Source organism: Nocardioides dokdonensis FR1436 (assembly GCF_001653335.1).
In the GTDB taxonomy this organism is placed as follows: domain Bacteria; phylum Actinomycetota; class Actinomycetes; order Propionibacteriales; family Nocardioidaceae; genus Nocardioides; species Nocardioides dokdonensis.
Genome location: NZ_CP015079.1, coordinates 1,458,593 through 1,478,304, shown reverse-complemented (window position 1 = coordinate 1,478,304; position 19,712 = coordinate 1,458,593). Strand labels below are relative to the sequence as shown.

Annotated in this window: 18 protein-coding genes and 3 tRNA genes; 9 read left to right on the top strand and 12 right to left on the bottom strand. The window is 72.2% G+C overall.

Features of this window, described 5'->3' with window-relative positions:
• Positions 1–14: 14 nt before the first annotated feature.
• Positions 15–1,364: an aminotransferase-like domain-containing protein gene (locus I601_RS07025; RefSeq protein WP_084527289.1), complete on the top strand. Its 1,350-nt coding sequence runs from the start codon at positions 15–17 to the stop codon at positions 1,362–1,364.
• A gap of 20 nt (positions 1,365–1,384) precedes the next feature.
• On the opposite strand, the gene I601_RS07020 is transcribed toward I601_RS07025, so the two are convergent.
• The 4 genes from I601_RS07020 to I601_RS07005 all read right to left on the bottom strand — a co-directional run bounded on the left by I601_RS07020 (position 1,385) and on the right by I601_RS07005 (position 4,333).
• Entirely contained in the window at positions 1,385–1,888 is a 504-nt protein-coding gene (locus tag I601_RS07020; protein WP_068107722.1) for a mycothiol transferase, read from the bottom strand.
• A 65-nt stretch (positions 1,889–1,953) separates the two neighbouring features.
• Positions 1,954–2,700, bottom strand: coding sequence for an amino acid ABC transporter ATP-binding protein (locus I601_RS07015; RefSeq protein ID WP_068107720.1), 747 nt, complete (start codon positions 2,698–2,700; stop codon positions 1,954–1,956).
• A gap of 4 nt (positions 2,701–2,704) precedes the next feature.
• Positions 2,705–3,490, bottom strand: coding sequence for an amino acid ABC transporter permease (locus tag I601_RS07010; protein WP_068107718.1), 786 nt, complete (start codon positions 3,488–3,490; stop codon positions 2,705–2,707).
• 48 nt (positions 3,491–3,538) lie between these two features.
• Positions 3,539–4,333, bottom strand: coding sequence for a transporter substrate-binding domain-containing protein (locus I601_RS07005; protein WP_068107716.1), 795 nt, complete (start codon positions 4,331–4,333; stop codon positions 3,539–3,541).
• A gap of 340 nt (positions 4,334–4,673) precedes the next feature.
• Here I601_RS07005 and I601_RS07000 point away from each other — a divergent pair, with 340 nt between their 5' ends.
• Together I601_RS07000 and I601_RS06995 are read left to right on the top strand one after the other, a co-directional pair.
• Entirely contained in the window at positions 4,674–7,901 is a 3,228-nt protein-coding gene (locus I601_RS07000; protein ID WP_068107714.1) for a M1 family metallopeptidase, read from the top strand.
• A gap of 265 nt (positions 7,902–8,166) precedes the next feature.
• Positions 8,167–8,838, top strand: coding sequence for an HAD-IA family hydrolase (locus I601_RS06995; RefSeq protein ID WP_068107713.1), 672 nt, complete (start codon positions 8,167–8,169; stop codon positions 8,836–8,838).
• A gap of 54 nt (positions 8,839–8,892) precedes the next feature.
• Here I601_RS06995 and I601_RS06990 read toward each other — a convergent pair whose 3' ends face one another.
• Positions 8,893–10,266 (bottom strand): uracil-xanthine permease family protein, encoded by a 1,374-nt coding sequence (locus tag I601_RS06990; protein ID WP_068107711.1) that lies wholly within the window; start codon positions 10,264–10,266, stop codon positions 8,893–8,895.
• 217 nt (positions 10,267–10,483) lie between these two features.
• Positions 10,484–10,556, bottom strand: a tRNA-Arg gene (locus tag I601_RS06985).
• 350 nt (positions 10,557–10,906) lie between these two features.
• Between I601_RS06985 and I601_RS06980 the strand changes: the two genes are divergently transcribed.
• A complete protein-coding gene (locus tag I601_RS06980; protein ID WP_068107709.1) occupies positions 10,907–12,724 on the top strand; it encodes a phosphoenolpyruvate carboxykinase (GTP) in 1,818 nt (605 codons plus the stop codon).
• 168 nt (positions 12,725–12,892) lie between these two features.
• Entirely contained in the window at positions 12,893–13,951 is a 1,059-nt protein-coding gene (locus tag I601_RS06975; RefSeq protein WP_068107707.1) for a phospholipase D-like domain-containing protein, read from the top strand.
• A gap of 85 nt (positions 13,952–14,036) precedes the next feature.
• Here I601_RS06975 and I601_RS21840 read toward each other — a convergent pair whose 3' ends face one another.
• The 3 genes from I601_RS21840 to I601_RS06965 form a co-directional block, all read right to left on the bottom strand.
• Positions 14,037–14,168 (bottom strand): hypothetical protein, encoded by a 132-nt coding sequence (locus tag I601_RS21840; RefSeq protein WP_257734942.1) that lies wholly within the window; start codon positions 14,166–14,168, stop codon positions 14,037–14,039.
• A gap of 209 nt (positions 14,169–14,377) precedes the next feature.
• Positions 14,378–14,471, bottom strand: a tRNA-Ser gene (locus I601_RS06970).
• Between the two features lie 96 nt (positions 14,472–14,567).
• Complete coding sequence (locus I601_RS06965; RefSeq protein WP_068107705.1) at positions 14,568–15,041, bottom strand: hypothetical protein; 474 nt, start codon at positions 15,039–15,041, stop codon at positions 14,568–14,570.
• Positions 15,042–15,138: 97 nt separating this feature from the next.
• Here I601_RS06965 and I601_RS06960 point away from each other — a divergent pair.
• Positions 15,139–15,226 (top strand) — tRNA-Ser (locus tag I601_RS06960).
• Between the two features lie 55 nt (positions 15,227–15,281).
• Here the strand turns inward: I601_RS06960 and I601_RS06955 are convergent.
• From I601_RS06955 to I601_RS06945, 3 genes are read right to left on the bottom strand one after another with little or no spacing between them, the layout of a single operon-like run.
• Positions 15,282–15,512 carry a biotin/lipoyl-binding carrier protein gene (locus I601_RS06955; RefSeq protein WP_157519945.1) on the bottom strand — a complete coding sequence of 77 codons (231 nt, stop codon included), beginning with the start codon at positions 15,510–15,512 and terminating at the stop codon, positions 15,282–15,284.
• Between the two features lie 52 nt (positions 15,513–15,564).
• Positions 15,565–16,869: a hypothetical protein gene (locus I601_RS06950; protein ID WP_157519943.1), complete on the bottom strand. Its 1,305-nt coding sequence runs from the start codon at positions 16,867–16,869 to the stop codon at positions 15,565–15,567.
• Positions 16,870–16,880: 11 nt separating this feature from the next.
• Positions 16,881–17,645 carry a carbon-nitrogen hydrolase family protein gene (locus I601_RS06945; RefSeq protein WP_068107702.1) on the bottom strand — a complete coding sequence of 255 codons (765 nt, stop codon included), beginning with the start codon at positions 17,643–17,645 and terminating at the stop codon, positions 16,881–16,883.
• Positions 17,646–17,670: 25 nt separating this feature from the next.
• Here I601_RS06945 and mobA point away from each other — a divergent pair, with 25 nt between their 5' ends.
• From mobA to I601_RS06930, 3 genes are read left to right on the top strand one after another with little or no spacing between them, the layout of a single operon-like run.
• Positions 17,671–18,270, top strand: a complete 600-nt coding sequence (mobA, locus tag I601_RS06940; protein WP_068107700.1) for a molybdenum cofactor guanylyltransferase — start codon at positions 17,671–17,673, stop codon at positions 18,268–18,270.
• A gap of 49 nt (positions 18,271–18,319) precedes the next feature.
• Entirely contained in the window at positions 18,320–18,676 is a 357-nt protein-coding gene (locus tag I601_RS06935; RefSeq protein ID WP_068107698.1) for a DUF6457 domain-containing protein, read from the top strand.
• 22 nt (positions 18,677–18,698) lie between these two features.
• Positions 18,699–19,673, top strand: a complete 975-nt coding sequence (locus tag I601_RS06930; protein ID WP_068107696.1) for an NAD(P)H-quinone oxidoreductase — start codon at positions 18,699–18,701, stop codon at positions 19,671–19,673.
• The last annotated feature ends 39 nt before the right edge of the window (positions 19,674–19,712 follow it).

The window sequence follows — 19,712 nt, the reverse complement described above, 5'->3', positions numbered from 1 at the left end:
TTATGTTACAAAATGTGCGCGCGCTGCTGTCGGCTCTCGAGGAGCGCCTGGAGCACCCCACGGCCCGAGGCCTCGTCGCCGCCGTGACCCTCGCCATCGCGGACGGGGTGCTGGTGCCGGGCACCAAGCTCCCGCCGATCCGCACCATCGCCACCGAGCTCGCCCTCTCGCCGACGACCGTCTCCTCGGCCTGGGCGTTGCTGGCCCGGTCCGGGACCGTACGCACCGCCGGGCGCCACGGCACCACCGTCCTCGACGTGACCGGCGCCGGGGTCGGGCGGTACCGGCGTGCGCTGGCGCAGCCGGCGCCGCTGGCCCAGGACCTCTCGACCGGGGTCCCCGACCAGGACCTCCTCCCCACCCTGGGCGTGGTGCTGAGCCAGGTCGACCGGGCGGGCACCCCGAACAGCTACCTGCAGGACCCGGTGCTGCCCGAGCTCGCCGAGCTGCTGCGCGCGGACTGGCCCTACCCGCCCCCTCGGCTCGCCGTCGTGGACGGCGCCATGGACGCGCTCGACCTCGTGACCCGCACGGCCCTGCGCCCGGGGGACCGGGTCGTGGTGGAGCACCCCTGCTTCCCCCCCGTGGTCGACCTGCTCGAGGCGCTGTCCGTCGAGATCGTGGGGGTGCCGGTCGACGACGAGGGCCTCGACCCCGACGCGTTCGCCCAGGCCCTGCAGCGCCCGGTCGCCGCTGTGGTCCTCCAGCCCCGTGGGCAGAACCCGACCGGTGTCACCACCACCCGGCGTCGGGCCCGCCGGCTGGCGGAGCTGGTCGGGCTGGGCGAGACGCTGGTGATCGAGGACGACTCCGCCCACGGCCTCTCCCCGACCCCGGCGCTCAGCCTGGGCGAGTGGCTCCCGGAGCAGTCGGTGCACATCCGCAGCTTCTCCAAGTCCTACGGCCCCGACCTGCGCCTCGCAGCCATGAGCGGCCCCCCGGAGCTCATGCGCGCCGTCGACCGTCGTCGCCACCTGGGCCAGGGCTGGAGCAGCCGGCTGCTGCAACGCATCCTGGTCGGGCTGCTGACGGAGCCGGCGGCGGTGGCGCAGGTGGAGCGGGCCCAGCAGGAGTACGCCCGGAGGCGGCGCCTCCTGCGGGACGCGCTCGCCGCCCGCAGTGTCAGCGTGGGAGGAACCGAGGGCCTCAACATGTGGATCCCGGTCGAGGACGAGACGGCGGCCGTGGTCCGCCTGGCCAGCCAGGGGATCGGGGTCAGCGCCGGGTCGCCGTTCGCCGCGCTGCCGACTCCGCAGGGCCACGTCCGGCTCACCTGCGGCCTGGTGGTCGAGGGTCACGACGACCTCGCCCAGCGCATCGCGGACGCGGCGCAGACCGTGGGCTGGGGCGCCCGGGCGCGGTGAGCCGACCTGCCGGCCGGAGGTCAGCGGTCGAGCAGCCCCCGGACGTACGCCGCCTGGCCCACGTGCTGCGTGCAGTCGCCGAGCACGCTGACCAGCCGCACCCCGAGCGTGACCGGAGGGTCCCACCGCTCGTCCACGACGCGGTCGAGCGCGGCCGGGTCCAGGGTGCGGATCCAGGCGCTCGCCGTCCGGTGCACCTCCTCGAGGTAGGCCGCCAGCAGGTCGGCCGGCGCGCGCACCGCGGCCGCGTCGTCGGCGCTGTGGCCGAAGCCCGTGTCGTCCCGCTCCAGCGGCAGTGCGAACCGCTCGGCGTACCCCGACGCGACGTGCACCTGGTCCCGGCCGGCCGCAGCGGCGACGTGGTCGTCGTACACCCGGGTCAGGTGCCAGACCAGCCACGCGATCGAGTTGGCGCCGACAGCGGGACGCCAGGCGAGCTCGTCGACGTCCAGGCCGTCGAGCACCGCCTCGACGCCCTCCACGACTCGGCCCAGGGCGTCGGCCAGCAGGTCACCGGGACTCATGCCTCGACTGTACGACTCAGCGTGCCGCGGCACGAGGCCCCGGCTTGCCCCCGCTGGGGCCCGGCTCAGAGCACCTTGGAGAGGAACTCCTGGGTCCGCTCGTGCTGCGGGTTCGACAACACCTCGACGGGGTCGCCCTCCTCCATGATGACGCCCTCGTCCATGAAGACCAGCTTGTCGCCGACCTCGCGGGCGAAGCCCATCTCGTGGGTCACCACCATCATCGTCATCCCGTCCGAGGCCAGCGTCTTCATCACCGCGAGCACGTCACCGACGAGCTCGGGATCGAGTGCGCTGGTGGGCTCGTCGAAGAGCATCAGGTCGGGCTCCATCGACAGCGCCCGGGCGATCGCCACCCGCTGCTGCTGACCTCCGGAGAGGTGGGCGGGGTAGGCGTCCGCCTTGTCCTCGAGGCCCACCTTGGCGAGGTTCTCCAGGGCGCAGCGCCGGGCGTCGGCCTTGCTCCGCTTCTTGACCCGGCGCTGGGCCAGCGTCAGGTTGTCGGTCACGGTGAGGTGCGGGAAGAGGTTGAACGACTGGAAGACCATCCCGATCCGGGACCGGACGTCGTTGAGGTCGGTCTCCGGGTCGGTCATGTCGACGCCCTCGACCAGGACCCGGCCCTTGGTCGGCACCTCGAGCTGGTTGATGCAGCGCAGCAGGGTCGACTTCCCGGAGCCGGACGGCCCGATCACGCAGACCACCTCGCCGTCGTCGACGTGGAAGTCGATGCCCTTGAGCACCTCGTTGTCGCCGAACGACTTGTGCAGCTTCTGGACGTCGATCGCGTGGTCGTAGGCAGGGCTCGTCACGTGGTCATCGTCCTCTCGCGCCGCGGCGCTCCATGTAGGCCACCAGACGGGTCAGCGGCAGGGTCACGGCCAGGTACATCAGGGCCGCGATCGTCAGCGGCGTCGAGTTGCCCACCGAGGAGACCGAGTCGCGGGCGAAGGTGGTGAGCTCCTGCTGCTGGATCGCCATCCCAGCGATGAAGAGCAGGGAGGTGTCCTTGATCAGGACCACCAGCTCGTTGGTGAGCGGGGGGATGACGATCCGGAACGCCTGGGGCAGCACCACCGAGACCATGGTCCAGCCCGCCGGCATGCCCAGCGAGTGGGCCGCCTCGACCTGACCCTTGGGGACCGCCTGGATGCCGGCGCGGATGGTCTCGGCGATGTAGGCCGCCGAGACGATGATCAGGGCGAGCAGGCCGGCTCCGGCGCTCCCCCCCGGCGGGCGCCACTGGAAGGCGATGGGCACCGCGAAGGCGAACGTGAAGATCACGAGCAGGGCGGGCAGCCCCCGGAAGAACTCGATGTAGATGGTGGCCGCCCACCGGTAGGGCGCCACCGGCGAGAGCTTCATCAGGGCGAGGACCAACCCGAAGACCATGCCCCCGGCGAAGGCGATCGCGGTGTAGACGATGGTGTTCTTGGCCGCGATGACGATCACGTCCGGGAAGGCGTCCCGGGCGATGTCGACGTTGAAGAACGCCTTCTGGATCGCCGCCCAGTCGGCGGCGAGCACCAGCGCGAGGATCGCCGCGACGAAGATCAGGTACATCACCCCACGGGTCAAGCGCTTCTTCGTGGTCCTCTTCACCCGGGGTCTCCTCGGTGGCGGTCGGCTACAGGTCGGTGCGGCTCAGCGTCACTCGGTGGAGAAGTACTTCTCGTAGATGGTGTCGTAGTCGCCGCTGTCCCTGAGGGCCTGCAGGTTGTCGTTGATGGCGGCCAGGAGGTCCTCGCTGCCGTCCTCCTTGACCGCGAACCCGTAGGACTCGTCGGTGTCGTACTCCTCGACGATCTCGTAGTTGCCGTCGTCGGTGTGCTCCAGGTTGACGGGGAGGTCCTGGAGGACGGCCTGCACGCCGCCCGAGCTCAGCGCCGCGTAGAGCTCCGCGTCGCTGGGGAAGGACACCAGCTCGGCGCCCTCCGGCACGTTGTCCTTCGCGTACTGGGCGCCGGTCGTGCCCTGCTGCACGCCGACCTTCGTGCCGTCCAGGTCGTCGATCGACGCGATGTCGGAGCCAGCCTCGGCCAGCAGCGACTGCTTGGAGTCGTAGTACGGCTCGCTGAAGTCGAGGTTCGCCTCGCGCTCCTCGGTGATCGTCATCGCGCTCGCGACCAGGTCGCACTGCCCGGCCGCGAGGGAGGCGCCGCTCTGCAGTCCGTCGAAGCCGGCGTCCTTGATCGTCACCTCGAGGTCCATCTCGGCGGCGATCGCGTCGATGATCTCCATGTCGAAGCCGGTGTACCCGGTCGGGGAAGCCTTGTCCGGGTACTCGAACGGCTTGTACGGCGCGTCCGTGCACACGGTGAGGTTGCCGGCGCTGAGCAGCTCGGGCTCACCCTCCGCAGCCTCCGGCTCACTGGAACCGCACGCCGAGAGGGCGAGGGTCAGAGCAGCAGCGACGGACAGGGACTTCAGCACCTGGGGCTTCATGTCTCGATTCTAGTGGTCCGGCTCACTGTCGCGTCACAGCCACCCCGGCTCTCGTCGTGGTTGACCCCGGGCCGGCCGTCGTCGACGAGGAGAACGGCGTCCCCAGGCGTCGTCGCCACCGACCGACGCTGGTCTGGACCGCTGGGCGATTTCCACCGCCGCAGGAAAACTTCTCGTTAATTGACCTCGAGGCCGAATGACGTGTCCCTAGGTTGCCAGATGCTCGCCGGTCTGACGGCGACGAGGACCCGGAAGAGGTACCCGCGAGATGACGCAACCACCACGTCAGTGCTGGCCCGCCGCTCGATCACGACGCTTGTCGGCCGTCGCGGCACTGACGATGACGCTCGCGCTGGGAGCAGTGGCTCCCACGTCGGCGGCCGCCGCAGCCGAGCCGGTCGACGGCGCCCAGACCGTCGGGGACGCCCAGTTCCCCCACATCGGCAACGGCGGCTACGACGCACTGCACTACGACCTCGACATCCGGTGGAGCCCCACGGGCGTGGTCAGCGGCATCATGGGCGGCGTCCTCGACGAGGCCAGCCTGCACATGGACGCGGCCACGACCGGCGAGGCGCTGCGCTCGTTCTCGATGGACTTCCGCGGCCTGACGATCGACAGCGTCGAGGTCGACGGAGTCCCGGCCACCTTCACGCGCGACGTCGTCACCGGGATCAGCTACGACCCCTCCCACAAGTACAAGCTCGTCATCACCCCCGCGACCCCGGTCGAGGGCCCGTTCACCGTCGACGTCGACTACCACGGCATCCCAGAGCGGCACACCGACGCCGACGGCTCCTGGGAGGGCTGGGTCGGCACCTCCGACGGCGCCACCTTCCTGGCCCAGCCGGTGGGCGCGATGGCCGCCTACCCGCACAACAACACCCCGGGCGACAAGGCGTCGTACACGATCGACGTCAACGTGCCCGACACCCTCACCAACGTCGGCGGCACCGGTGCGGCCGCTGCGGCCAGCAACGGCGTGCTGACCGCCAAGGTGCCCACCGACGAGGCCACCCGCACCACCTGGCGCTGGACGATGGCGCAGCCGATGGCCAGCGAGCTGGTCGTCATCTCGATCGGCAAGTACGACGTCCACGAGGGCACGGTGACGCTGAGCAGCGGCCGCGAGATCCCCGAGCTGTCCTTCATCGACTCGGCCCAGTCCTCCACCAACAAGACGACGTTCACCAACCGCCGCGCCGCCATCGGCACGATCACCCGAGGCCTCGAGGGCATCTACGGCCCCTACCCGGGGGATGCCACCGGCGTCATCGTCGACTCGGTGCCCAGCGGCATCAACTACGCGCTCGAGACCCAGGACCGCTCCTTCTTCCCGAGTGTCAGTTCCTTCAACGGCAACACCCTCACCCACGAGATCGCCCACCAGTGGTACGGCGACAACGTCTCGCCCGGCCTGTGGACCGACATCTGGATCAACGAGGGGATGGCCTCCTACGCGCCGAACTACTACAACAACGTCGTCGCCCCGGCGACGCCCAACTGGACCCAGCTCGAGACGACCTACTTCAACAGCTGGAACAACAAGGTGTCGACCAGTGCCGACTGGACGACGCCCCCGGGCACGCAGACCGACTCGGCGAAGCTGTACGGCTACCAGACCTACACGCGCGGCGCGCAGTTCTGGGAGGCGCTGCACACCGCCCTGCGACGCACCGACTTCCTCGCCGTCGTGCGCCAGTGGCAGGACCTCAACGGCGGCACCAGCCCGCGCGGTGACGAGCTGAAGGACCTCGCGGAGGAGATCTCCGGGCGCGACCTCGACGCCTTCTGGCAGGACTGGATCTACGACGGCGACAAGCCGGCGTGGCCCGGCAAGTACGACCTCGCGCTCACGACCGAGCCGGGCACCGGCGTGCTCGAGCCCGGCGACGCGATCGACTACACCCTGACCGCGACGAACGTCGGGCGCGTCGCCCTAGCGGGCGCGAGCGTGGAGGTCGACCTGAGCGACGTCCTCGACGACGCCGAGCTGGGCGCCCTGCCCGACGGGCTCGTCGTCGACGGCACCGACCTCGTCTGGACGGTGCCGACGACCCCGACGACGGCGGGGGCCAACACCGCCACCGTCTCCTTCTCCGCCGTCGTGGCGGACGACGCCTCCAGCGACACGCTCGACGCGACCGCCGCCCCCGCTGCGGCCTCGCTCGGCGGCCTGTGCACCGAGACCTGCTCGAGCAGCCACACGGTCGACGCCCAGCCGCTGACCCCCACCGCTGACCCGGTGGTCACCGGCACACCGGTGGTCGACGGCAGGCTCACCGCTGCGACGACCGGCTGGCCCGAGGGCAGCACGTTCGAGTACGTGTGGTCGGTCGGCGGTGACGTCGTCGCCGGCGCCACCTCCGCGACCTTCACGCCGCGTCCCTCCGACGTGGGCCGCACCGTGAGCGTGGAGGTGACCGGCGACCGGGCAGGCAACCTGCCCGTGACCCGCACCAGCGAGCCCAGCGCGCCCGTCGCGCGGGGCTCCCTCACCGGCACGCCCGTCCCGACCGTGGTCGGCGACCCGGCCGTGGGCGCGGCACTGAGCGCCGAGACCGGCAGCTGGGACGGCGGGGCCAGCCTGTCCTACCAGTGGTCCGTCGGGGGCCAGCCCGTGCCGGCCGCCACGACCGCGTCGTACACGCCGGTGCCCGCCGACGTGGGCAGGACGGTGACCGTGCAGGTCACCGGTTCGCGCCCGGGCTACGACAGCGTGGCGCGCACCAGCGCCCCGACCGCGCCCGTGGCGCTCGGGACGTTCACCTCGTCCCCCACGCCGACGATCGCCGGCACCCCCGTCGTCCGCGGCACCGTGAGAGCCGAGGCCGGCACCTGGGACGACGGCACCGCGCTCGCCTACCAGTGGTTCTCGGACGGCCAGGCCGTCCCCGGCGCGACGGGGGTCGACTACTCGCCCACCGCCGACGACCTGGGCAACACCCTGACCGTGCGCGTGACGGGCACCAAGACCGGCTACGCCACGACCGCGCGCACCAGCGCCGGGTCCGATGCCGTCGCCGCCGCGGGCATGACGCTCACGCCGACCCCCACGATCGGTGGGACGCCCCGCTTCGGGGAGGTGCTCAGCGCCGAGGCCGGCACCTGGGACGACGGGGTCGACCTGTCCTACCAGTGGCTCGTCGACGGGGTGCCGGTCGCCGACGCGACCGGCACCGAGTTCAGCCCCCGGGCGAGCGACGTCGCCGGGATCGTCACCGTCGCGGTGACGGGGTCGAGGACCGGCTACGCGTCGGTCACCCGCACCAGCGACGCGACGGCTCCCGTCGCCGCCGCACGGCTCGAGGCGCCGCGTCGCCCGACCATCAAGGGCCAGGCCCGCGTCGGGCGCACCCTGGTGGCCCGCGCCGGCCAGTGGGACGACGGGGTGACCCTCACCTACCGCTGGCTCGCCGATGGCAAGGTCCTCCGGAAGGAGAGCGGCAAGCGGTTGGAGGTCGGCCCTGCGCTGCGTAGCAAGAGGATCAAGGTCCAGGTCACCGGCTCCCGCCCGGGGTACGCCGACGCCTCGGTCATGAGCAGGCTCACCCAGCAGGTGCGTTGAGCTCAGTGATGGTTGACCACCGGGTGCGTTGAGCACCCGGACCGCGAGAGGCCCCGGCTCGACCAGAGCCGGGGCCTCTCGTGCCCTGATGGATGCGCGCGCCTGCAGGGATGCGAACCCCAGACGGTGGGGCGGGTCAACCCGTCACCTGATCGTGCAGCAGTCCCGCTCGACCGGGGCTTCGTCGTCACACCTAGGTCGACGGTCTCGGCGTGCCCGTCTCTACCCTGGGCCCATCGCCGGCGACCGGAGAGGATCAGACCTGATGATCATCACCTTCGATCTCTTCTCAGCCCTGACCGACACCCGCAGCGGCGCGAGCGTGACGTTCGCCGAGATCGCCGGTGAACGAGGATGGCCACTCGCAGGCGCGGACGTGTACGACGCCTGGGACGCGCGCAACAAGGCGCTCCAACGCGAGGCACGAGCGCCCGTGACGTTCCGCGACGTGTCCGGCGAGGCCCTGGCGCTGGCGTACGCCGACCTGGGTCTCGACGTTGCCGACCCCATCGGTGAAGACCTGGCGCGGCTGCACGCCTCGATCCCCGACTGGCCGCTGTGGCCGGACGTCGCCGACGCGATCGCCCGGGTGGCGCAGCACGCGCGGGTCGGGTTGCTGTCGAACGTCGATGACGACCTGGCCCGGCTCACCCGCGCACATGCGCTCGTGGACCCCCGGCTGGTGCTGAGCTCCCAGCGCCTTGGGGCCTTCAAGCCCGCTCCGGAGATCTACCGGGCGGCTGCCGCGGCGGTCGCTCCCCAGCGGCTCGTGCACGTCGCTGCCTCGGCACGCGACGTGCGCGGTGCGCTGGAGGCCGGGATCACCACGATCCGGCTGGCCCGTCCCGGGCACGCTGTGGACCCGGAGGGCCCGCAGCCCCCTCTCGAGGCACAGGATGCCGCGGACCTGGCGGGGCTGCTCGCCACCCTCGACTGACCGAGGCCACCATGACGTCCAGGGGCCGATGAGGGTCACGGCGTGCCGGTCCTGTTACTCGGCAGCCGGCAGGGACCTCTCGGACGGCTGCTGCGTGACCGCGGCACCGGCACTGGCCGCCGCGTCGGCATCGCGCTCGTGCTTGGGCTTGAGCCGGTAGAGGACAGCCGCGATGACGGCGGCCGGCACGATGCCCGAGGTGAACAGGGCCGCGACGTTGGAGTGGAACTGCGCCGCCACCTCCGGCTGCAGGGCGAACCCCTGGCCCACCACCACGGACACGGCCACGATGATCAGGTCGTTCTGGGTGAGCGGGTTCGTCGTGATCAGGCTGATCCCTGCCGAGATGATCATCCCGAACATCACGACCGCCGCGCCACCGATGACGGGGGCCGGGACGACGGCGATGACGACCGCCACCTTGGGGACGAAGCCGGAGAGGATCAGGAAGCAGGCGCCGATGGTGACGACGAAGCGGCTCATCACCCCGGTGAAGGCGACCAGGCCGACGTTCTGGGAGAACGACGTGTTGGGCAGCGCGCTGAACAGGGCAGCCAGCGCCGTGCCGAGACCGTCGCCCATCAGGCCGCCCCGCATCTCCTGGGGCGTGGCCTCCCGTCCGGCACCGGTCTTGGTGAGGGCGGAGATGTCACCCACCGTCTCGATGGAGGTGGCGACAGCCATGGCACCCATCGCGATGAGCGCGGCGGCCGGGAAGTCCAGACCGAACTCCAGGGGCCGGGGAGCGGCCAGCCACTTCTCATCGGCCACCCGGCCCCAGTCGACCATGCCCAGGGTGGTCGCCAACAGGTAACCCAGCGCCAGGCCGAACAGGACCGCGGCGGCCCCCACGAAGCCCTTCCCGAAGCGGTAGATCAGCAGGATCGCGATCAGCACGAACGAGGCCACGCCCAGGTTGCGCAGGGAACCGAGGTCCTCCGCACCCGCACCGCCCCCGAAGAGCAGGATCCCGGTCGGGATCAGGCCGACACCGATCACCAGCACCACGATCCCGGCGACCAGCGGCGGGAAGAGGTGGCGGATCTTGGTGAAGACGGCGCCGAAGAAGATCTGGACCACTCCGGCGAAGAGCGCCCCTCCGAACACCGCGGCCAAGCCGTACTCCTGGGCCAGCGGGATCGCCACCACGAGGAACCCGAAGCTGGTGCCCTGCACCAGCGGCAGCCGCGCCCCGACGGGGCCGATGCCCACGGTCTGGACGAGGGTGGCGATGCCGGCGACGAGCAGCGCCATCTGGACCAGGAAGGCGGTGTCCTCGGGGCTGGACCCGATCGCGCCGGCCAGGATGACCGGGATGGTGACGTTGCTGGCCATCATCACCATGACGTGCTGGAGCCCCAGCGGCACGGCGGTGCGCAAGGGCGGACGGTCGTCGGGCCCGTAGCGCAGGGGGGCGGTGCTGCTCATGGTGCAGTCCTCACAGTCGAAGCGGCTGGAAGGGCTCAAACTACGAAGCAGCTGCGCGCTGGGACACGAGGGAAAGTGACAGGGCTCGGGCCACGAGTTGGACAGGTCTCGACGGTGACCCCCGCGCGGACCTCGGGTGGCCGGCGCCGCCTGCGAGGCCCGGTGGACCGCAGGAACAGGAGAAGCCCGGTCCGAGAGGACCGGGCTTCGTGATCTGTGCGCCTGTAGGGATTCGAACCCCAAACCTTCTGATCCGTAGTCAGATGCTCTATCCGTTGAGCTACAGGCGCCCTTCGACACGGCGGACCGTGCGACCCAAGGAGATTAGCGCAGTCCGGGCGGCGAGCCGAAATCGGGCCCTCGGGGGGCCGCCCGCCCGCCGTGGCCGCGCGGCATAGGTGTGACGGAGCCCACTGTGCGTTGAACGATCCAATGGTCGGTCCCCGACGGGCAGCGGTACATTCGCCGCAATCCGGGTCCGCTCGTCTCCACGCGCGCCCCGGCCCACAAAAGTCGGCGGCAACGATGCCGTGCGATCCACATCAGCTCCACGACACTCCGTCGATACGCTCGACGGCCGGGGCGCCGACCCCGCTGCGCGAGGTCCGGTCCCCGCGAATGCGCGAGAGGTAAGAAGCAGATGACCGCCGACCAGGCACTGAGCGACGCTCCCACGACCCACCAGGGGATCCTGGACTTCGTCGCGGAGATCGCGGCGATGACCAAGCCCGACGCCGTCTACTGGTGCACCGGCTCCGACGAGGAGTGGACCAAGCTGACCGACGCGCTCGTCGGCACCGGCACGTTCACCCAGCTGAACCCCTCGATCAAGCCGAACTCGTACTACGCGGCCTCCGACCCCATCGACGTGGCGCGCGTCGAGGACCGCACCTACATCTGCTCGGTCGACGAGAAGGACTGCGGGCCCACCAACAACTGGATGGCGCCCGACGAGATGAAGACCCTCATGCGGGGCCTGTACGACGGCTGCATGACCGGGCGCACCATGTACGTCATCCCCTTCGTCATGGGTCACCTCGACGCCGAGAAGCCGATGTTCGGCATCGAGCTCACCGACTCCGCCTACGTCACCGCCTCGATGCGCGTGATGGCCCGCATGGGCTCCAAGGTCCTGGACCGGATGACCGAGCTGGACGCCGACTTCGTGCAGGCCGTGCACTCCGTGGGCCACCCCCTCGCCGAGGGCCAGGCCGACGTGAAGTGGCCCTGCAACGACACGAAGTACATCGTGCAGTTCCCCGAGGAGCGGACCATCTGGTCCTTCGGCTCCGGCTACGGCGGCAACGCGCTGCTGGGCAAGAAGTGCTACGCGCTGCGCATCGCCTCGGTGATGGCGCGCGACGAGGGCTGGCTGGCCGAGCACATGCTCATCCTCAAGCTCACCAGCCCCCAGGGCGTGACCAAGTACGTCGCCGCGGCCTTCCCCAGCGCCTGCGGCAAGACCAACCTGGCCATGCTGCAGCCGACCATCCCGGGCTGGAAGGTCGAGACCCTGGGCGACGACATCGCCTGGATGCGCATCGGCGAGGACGGCCGCCTGTGGGCGGTCAACCCCGAGTACGGCTTCTTCGGCGTGGCGCCGGGCACCAACGAGCACACCAACCCCAACGCCATGCGCACCATCAACAAGGGCAACTCCGTCTTCACCAACGTCGCGCTCACCGAGGACGGCGACGTGTGGTGGGAGGGCCTGGAGAACCCGCCGGCCAGGGCCACCTCCTGGAAGGGCGAGCCCTGGACCCCGGACTCCGAGGAGCTCTCCAGCCACCCGAACAGCCGCTACTGCACCCCGATCAAGCAGTGCGACATCCTCGCGGCCGAGTACGACGACCCGCGCGGCGTCCCGATCGACGCGATCCTCTTCGGTGGTCGTCGCAAGACGACCGTCCCGCTGGTCTTCGAGGCCCGCGACTGGACCCACGGCACCTTCCTCGGCGCGACGCTCTCCTCGGAGACCACCGCCGCCGCGACCGGTGCGGTCGGCGTCGTGCGCCGCGACCCGATGGCGATGCTCCCCTTCATCGGCTACAACGCCGGTGACTACTTCAGCCACTGGATCAACATCGGCAAGGACAACGACGCCGCCAAGCTGCCGAAGATCTTCTACGTCAACTGGTTCCGCCGCGACGACGAGGGCGGCTTCCTGTGGCCCGGCTTCGGCGAGAACAGCCGCGTGCTGAAGTGGGTCGTGGAGCGCATGGACGGCCAGGCCGGCGCCCGGGAGACCCCCATCGGCTACGTGCCCACCCCCGAGGCGCTCGACACCGACGGTCTCGACATGACCGACGAGGCGCTGCACGCCGCGCTCGAGGTCGACGCCGAGGAGTGGAAGGCCGAGATCCCGCAGATCCAGGAGTGGTTCGAGAAGTTCGGCGACGACCTGCCGGGCGTGCTCTGGAGCGAGCTCGACGGCCTGAAGGCCCGCCTGGGCGTCTGAGCCCACCGCCTCTGAGCGTCAAACGCCGCAGGCCCCGCCCCGCTCCGGGGGGCGGGGTCTGTTGCGTCCGGGGACCCCGCCGATGTGCGAGGATCGTCCGCCCGGCCACCTCGGGGCAGCCCCCGGCCGATCCCCCCTGACCCCTTCCGAGCCCTCCAGGAGGACCCGTTGTCGCGCTACGGTCCCGAGCACCGGGCCCTCTTCGAGTCCGGGGCCGCGCCGCTCTACGAGGCGGCGGTCGCCGAGGGCGGGCTGGGCGTCGACGACGCGCGGGTGCAGGACGGCGCCGACACCCACGCCGCGTTCGCCCTGCTGCTCGAGCTCGGGCTGCTCCACCTCGACCCGGAGGGGGCGACGTACCTGCCCGAGGACCCCAGCACCGTGCAGTCGCGCGTGGTCTCCCCGCTCAGCCAGAGCGGCAGCCGGCTGCTGGAGGAGTCCTCGCAGTGGGCGCGCGCCTTCGGCGGGCTGGCCCAGACCTGGCGCCGGGCGCCCCAGAACGAGCGCGGCGGCCCCTTCACCTACCTGCGCGACGGCGCCATCAGCAGCTACCTCGAGGCGCTGGTGGCCGAGGTGGAGGACGAGATGCTGACCGCGCAGCCGCAGGCCGGCCGGGACGCCGCCACCCTCGCGGCGGCCGCCCAGCGCGACATCGCCGCCCTCGAGCGCGGCGTCCGGATCCGCACGCTCTACCAGCACAGTGCCCGCCGCAGCACCATCACCCACCAGTACGTCGCCTCGGTCACCGAGCGCGGCGCGGAGGTCCGCACGCTCGACGAGTTCTTCAACCGGATGATCGTGGTGGACCGCCGGGTCGCGATCATCCCGGCCGCCGAGGACCTGACCGTCGCCATCGCGGTGCGGGAGCCCTCCGTGGTCGCCTACCTCGTCGACGTCTTCGAGCGGGCCTGGGGCCGCGGCCGCGCGTTCACGAACAAGGACACGTCGCTGCTGCGCGACATCGCGGTCGAGCAGCGCCAGATGACGATCCGGATGCTGGTCGAGGGCCACGCCGACCCGGTCAGCGCCAAGCGGCTCGGCGTCAGCCCGCGCACCTACGCCGGCTACGTGGCCGACCTCAAGGACGAGTACGAGGCGGAGACCCGCTTCCAGCTCGGCTACACCATGGGGCGGCTCGGGATCTCGGGCACCGAGACCCCCGACTCCCCCGGCGCCTCAGGGCCCCTGGGGGCCCCAGCAGGGCCAGGGAGCCCCGAGGGGGCCTGAGACACACCGAAGGCCCCACCGGGAGGGGAGGGGCCTCAGATGCGCGGACGACGCCGCGGGGGGAGCTGCTGGGGGCTGCGGGGACTCAGGGGGCGGGGCGACAGCCGCCGCAGCCCCAGCTGCTGTCCATGGCCTGGGCGGGCGCGGCGGCTCCGAGCAGGCCGACGGCGAGTGCCGTGGCGGCGACGAGGGCTCCAGCCTTGCGGACGATCTTCATGGGACGACCCTTCCTTCGCTCATGCGGGCCAGATCGTGGCCCGTGCCCCGAGTCTGCCCCAGGTCGCGCTCCCCACACCCGGACGGTGTGGGCCAGGTTCCTGCAATGCACAAACCTGCAGTCGGGTGCGGTCGCACGGCGCCGCGGCGAGCAGCGGACGCGGGCATGGCACGACCCCCGCCGGCTCGCGGCCGGCGGGGGTCGTGCGCTGGCGGAGGCGGAGGGATTTGAACCCTCGATGGGGTTGTAGCCCCAAACCCGCTTAGCAGGCGGGCGCCATAGACCGGACTAGGCGACGCCTCCCGGCAGCGCCGACAGGTTACAAGCCCGAGCCGCCCAGCGACCAATCAGGGGCGTCCCCGCGCAGGCGCGGGGTCGGCGCGGAGCCGCGGGGAGCGGTCAGCCCAGGGGTCGGTGACCCTGGCCGGCACGCAGCCGACGCTGCATCTCGCGCACGAACTGCTCGCGGTCCATCGCGAGCGTGTCGACCGGGACGGTCGTCGTGCCGGCGTCACCGAGGTGCAGCACCAGGCAGTCGATGCCGTGCGGCGCCGCGGTCGTGGCCTCGGTGACGTCGGCCCAGCGGGCCCGCTTGACCCCGGCTCCGCGCACCGGCCCGACGACGTACCCGTCCTCCTCGGCGCGCAGCACGTAGGCGCGGTTGCGTAGCCACCAGCCGAGCGCGAAGACCCCGACCAGGCCGAGCGCGAGCACCACGACGAGCACGTCGGCGTTGACGCCGGCGAGGGCGACCACGGCCGTGCCGACGAACAGCACGAGCGCCAGGGCGACCACGCTGATCCCGACCAGCCGCACGGTGAAGGTCTGGGCGAAGCGGTAGTCGTGCGGCGTGGGGAGCTGCGTCTCGGGCATGGCCCGATTCCACACCACGGCACTTCGGGGCGCCAACCGGGCGGGCCGGGCCGGTCTTCTAGAGTGACCTGGCACGCGTCCTTGCCGACGCGCGCACGGAGGGGTGCCGGAGTGGCCTATCGGAACCGCCTTGAAAGCGGTCGTAGGGAGACCTACCGCGGGTTCGAATCCCGCCCCCTCTGCCAGGCCCGGGGTCGTGCCCCTGGGGGTGCCACCGGGCTCACGCTCGGGGGCACGACCTCACGGGGTGAGGGACAGCAGGAGGTCGCCCTCCTGGACGGCGTCGCCGGGGACCACGTTGACCGAGACGACCGTGCCGGCGGCCTCGGAGATGACGGGGATCTCCATCTTCATCGACTCCAGCAGCACGACGGTGTCGCCGACCTCGACGCGTGCACCCACCGCGACCGGCACCTCGAGGACGCCTGCCACCATCTCCGCCACGATCTGAGTCACCTGTTCACGAGCCACCTCATGAACGTAACCGTTACCGACAGGTACGTCGGATCCACTCGGTCATGGCTCAGAGCAGGGCCTGGCCGCGGGCCGGTTCCGGTCGACCCGCCGCCTGCTCCTCGGCCCGGCGGGCGCGACGTCCGCGGGGACCGGTGAGGCGCAGGTCGAGGCGGATCAGGGCGAACCCGATCAGCAGCCCGAGGGCCAGGCTGTAGACGATCGACAGCCCGACCTCGAGCAGCGCGATCGAGGGGTTCATCATCGCGCTCGCCACAGGAGCGGTCGCGGCGACGCCGAAGGCGCACACCCACCAGCCCTGACGCCGGCGGGCGCGCATGTGGCAGCCCCAGACGAGGGCGGGCGCGCCCAGCACCGTGGCGATCGGACGCGGGAAGGCGCCGAGGTTCTCGCGCGACCAGCGCACCCCGTCGAGCAGGTCGGTGACCACCTCGCCGGGCCCGTAGCGGCGCAGCAGCTCGGCGTAGCCCAGGGTCAGCAGCAGCACCGCCGCCCCGACCAGGACGATCAGCAGTCCGCGCCGGCCCAGGCCGTGGAAGCCGGCGCCGAGGCGGAAGACGAGACCGAAGACCCCGAGCAGGGCCAGGCCGAGCGTCGCGTACTCGAAGCGCACGACGCTGATGACCGGTTCCAGCCCGACCACCGCCAGGGCTCCGATCGACGCGATCGTGAACGCGAACAGGCCCTCGCGGGCAGCGTGGCGGAAGCGGCGGGCGGGGACGGTGCCCATCACGGCCAGCACCGCGGCGACCACGCAGGTCAGCGCCGCGGCGCCGGTGCGCAACCGGTCCTCGTCGAGGACCAGCACCGCGACGCCGATGGCCACGGCGAGGGTGCCGAACACGACCGGTCGTCCGCCGGTGCGCGCCGCCAGCGCCCAGGTGAAGGCGCCCGCGACCGCGACGGAACCGACGCCGGGCAGCCACGCGGGGCCGACCTCGACCATGCCGGCGACGAGCAGGGCGAGGCCGCCGAGGACACCGACGAACCAGGCACGCAGCGGCCAGGGGGACGCCGCCAGGCGGTCCACGGCTGCGCCGAGGCGCTGCAGGCGACCGCCGCCGCGGCCCTCGGGTGCCTCGGGTGTCTCGGGGACGTCGTCGCTGTCCTCGGTGCGTCGGGGGTCGAGCGGCCCCGGGGCGCCCTGCTGCCCCACCACCGGCGGGGCGGGCGGTCCGACCGGTGCCGGACGACCCGGTTCGCCGGCCGGTCGTGCGGCGTCGGGCTGGTTCAGCACCCAGCGGCGGCCCGGGCCCGACGCGGGGCCTGCCGCGGGACCCGTCGCGGTCGCGGTCGCCGGGCGGGCGAAGCGTCGCGGCGACTCAGCGCGACGGCGAGGTGCTGATCGGGACACGTCGAGGAAGGCTACAACCGACGGTTGGCCAGCGACGGGTTGGTGCGCCGCGCCTCGTCCAGCCGTGCGAGGTCCACCACGCCCGTGACGGTCTCGGCGCCCTCACCGGCCTCCGCCAGCACGTCTCCCAGCGGGTCGACCAGCATCGAGTGGCCGCTGTAGCGCGGCGCCGGCTGGGCCGCGGCAGCGACGTACACGGTGTTCTCGATGGCGCGGGCGCGGAGCAGGGTGCGCCAGTGGTCGACCTTGCGCGGGCCGGCCACCCACGCGGCCGGGACCACGAGGAGGTCGGCGCCGGCGTCGACGAGCAGCCGCGCGAGCTCGGGAAAGCGCAGGTCGTAGCAGGTCATCAGCCCCACGCGGACGCCGCCGACCTCGACCACCGCCGGGGTGGTGTCGCCGGGGCTGAGCCGGCCGGACTCGCGGTAGCCGAAGGAGTCGTAGAGGTGGATCTTGCGGTACGCAGCGACCGCGGCGCCCCGCACCAGCAGCGTGTTCCAGGGTCGTGCGGGGTCGGGGCCGACCTCGAACATGCCGGCCACGAGCGTCGTACGCCGCTCCTGCGCGACGCGCGCCAGCTCGGAGCCGAAGGGGCCCTCGGCCGGTTCGGCGGCGGCGCTGACGTCGGACCCGGCCGGGCCGAAGTCACGGGCGAAGGCCTCCGGGAGCACCACCAGGTCCTGGCCCTCGGGCACCAGCTGCTCGAGACGGGCGCGGTTGGCCCCCGGGTCGACGTCGGAGGCCTCCTGGACCAGGGCGACTCGCAGCGTGGTCATGGCCCCAGCCTGCCATCCTGGGCCCATGAACGAGGCAGTTGAGCGGGAGGACCTGGGCGCCGAGGGTGACGCCTTCTGCGCCGTCGTGCTCGCCGGGGGCGCGGCGGTGCGGCTCGACGGGGCCGACAAGGCCTCCGTGGAGCTCGCGGGGCGCACCCTGCTGGCCTATGCGCTCGAGGCGCTCGTCGGGGCCGCCGAGGTCGTCGTGGTCGGCGACCCGGTCCCGACCCCGCTCCCGGTCACCTTCACCCGTGAGGAGCCGCGCCACGGCGGGCCGGTCGCCGCGCTGCTGGCGGGCCGGGACGCGCTGCGACGGCGCCCACGCACGCTGGGGGTGCTCGCCGTGGACATGCCGCACGTGCACGCGACCACCTTCGCGCGGCTGCACCGGGCCGTCGGGGACCACGACGGCGCCCTCCTCGTCGCACCGGACGGCCGGCACGCGCTGGCGCTGGTGCTGCGGGCCGACCGGCTCGACGCCGTACGCCCTCCCCGGGGGGAGGAGCACGGGATGGCGCTGCACCGGCTGCTGTCCCGCCTCGACCTGGTCGAGGTGCCGGCCGAGGACCGGGAGCACCGCGACGTCGACACCTGGGCGGACCTGCGTGACCTCGCCGACGGCTGATCGCCCCGCGCCCTTGCGTCCGGACGGGTCGCGTCGACAAGGTGGGGGGGTGAACCTGCACGACTGGATCGACGAGCTGTGCGACGTGCTCGACCTCGACGCCGAGGTCGACGAGGCGCTGCTGCTCGACCTGGCCCGCGACGTCGCCCACGCGGTGGCACGCCCGGCCGCGCCGCTGTCGGCGTTCCTGCTGGGGATGGCCGCCGGCGCTCGCGGGGGGCACCCCTCCGTCGTGGAGGAGCTGGTCGAGCGCGCCCGCGGGCTCGCCGAGGGCTGGGACAAGCCGGCCGCGGTCGCCGACGACCAGATCACGGTCGACGCGCTCGAGGACGACGACGCGCTCACCGAGGTCGAGGACCTCGACCCCGCGGCGCTCGCCGACCTCGACGCCGACGAGGAGGAGTAGCCACGGCCCCTAGGGTGGGGTCATGCGTGCCGTGATCGCCCAGGGGTCCGGTGGACCCGACGTCCTGTCCGTGAGCGAGCTGCCCGACCCCGCCCCGGGTCCGGGCGAGGTGCTGGTGGAGGTCGCCGCCGCGGGGCTCAACCGCGCCGACCTGCTGCAGCGCCAGGGCTTCTACCCGCCGCCGCCGGGCGCCTCCGACGTGATCGGCATGGAGTGCTCCGGCACCGTGGCCGCGCTCGGTGAGGGTGTGGAGGGCTGGGCGGTCGGCGACGAGGTCTGCTGCCTGCTCGCCGGGGGCGGCTACGCGTCGTACGTCGTCGTGCCGGTCGGGCAGGTGATGCCGGTGCCCGCCGGGGTCGACCTGGTCACGGCCGCTGCGCTGCCCGAGGTCGCTGCGACCGTCTGGTCCAACGTCTTCATGGTCGCAGGGCTGCAGGCCGGCGAGTCGCTGCTCGTGCACGGCGGCGCGGGCGGCATCGGCACCTTCGCCATCCAGCTCGCCCACGCCTTCGGCGCGCGGGTCCTCACCACCGGGGGCACGCCGGAGAAGCTGCAGTTCTGCGCCGACCTGGGGGCCGACGTGACCATCGACTACCGCGAGCAGGACTTCGTCGAGGTGGCCCGCGCCAGCACCGACGGCGGGGTCGACGTCATCCTCGACAACATGGGCGCGAAGTACCTCGCTCGCAACGTCGACGCGCTCGCCCTCGAGGGACGCCTGGTCGTGATCGGCATGCAGGGCGGCACCAAGGCCGAGCTGGACCTCGGCAAGCTGCTGCGCAAGCGGGGCGCGGTGATCGCCACGTCGCTGCGCTCGCGTCCGGTCGAGAGCAAGGCGGCGATCTGTGCCGCCGTCGTCGAGCACGTGTGGCCGCTGGTCGCCGAGGGCCGGGTGCGTCCGATCGTGCACGGCACCATGGCGCTGGAACAGGTCCGCGAGGCGCACGAGCTGATGGAGTCGGGCGCCCACACCGGCAAGATCCTGCTCACCCTGTAGGACCGACGCACCGCACGGTGGTTCCTCCTAGGCTGGGGG

Excerpts from the sequence above, each read along its gene's own strand:
- I601_RS07005 (WP_068107716.1), bottom strand. The coding sequence starts at position 4,333 with ATGAAGCCCCAGGTGCTGAAGTCCCTGTCCGTCGCTGCTGCTCTGACC.
- mobA (WP_068107700.1), top strand. The coding sequence starts at position 17,671 with ATGAACGAGGCAGTTGAGCGGGAGGACCTGGGCGCCGAGGGTGACGCC.
- I601_RS06930 (WP_068107696.1), top strand. The coding sequence starts at position 18,699 with ATGCGTGCCGTGATCGCCCAGGGGTCCGGTGGACCCGACGTCCTGTCC.
- I601_RS07020 (WP_068107722.1), bottom strand. The coding sequence starts at position 1,888 with ATGAGTCCCGGTGACCTGCTGGCCGACGCCCTGGGCCGAGTCGTGGAG.
- I601_RS21840 (WP_257734942.1), bottom strand. The coding sequence starts at position 14,168 with ATGAAGATCGTCCGCAAGGCTGGAGCCCTCGTCGCCGCCACGGCACTC.
- I601_RS06980 (WP_068107709.1), top strand. The coding sequence starts at position 10,907 with ATGACCGCCGACCAGGCACTGAGCGACGCTCCCACGACCCACCAGGGG.
- I601_RS06945 (WP_068107702.1), bottom strand. The coding sequence starts at position 17,645 with ATGACCACGCTGCGAGTCGCCCTGGTCCAGGAGGCCTCCGACGTCGAC.
- I601_RS06965 (WP_068107705.1), bottom strand. The coding sequence starts at position 15,041 with ATGCCCGAGACGCAGCTCCCCACGCCGCACGACTACCGCTTCGCCCAG.
- I601_RS06995 (WP_068107713.1), top strand. The coding sequence starts at position 8,167 with ATGATCATCACCTTCGATCTCTTCTCAGCCCTGACCGACACCCGCAGC.
- I601_RS07000 (WP_068107714.1), top strand. The coding sequence starts at position 4,674 with ATGACGCTCGCGCTGGGAGCAGTGGCTCCCACGTCGGCGGCCGCCGCA.
- I601_RS06990 (WP_068107711.1), bottom strand. The coding sequence starts at position 10,266 with ATGAGCAGCACCGCCCCCCTGCGCTACGGGCCCGACGACCGTCCGCCC.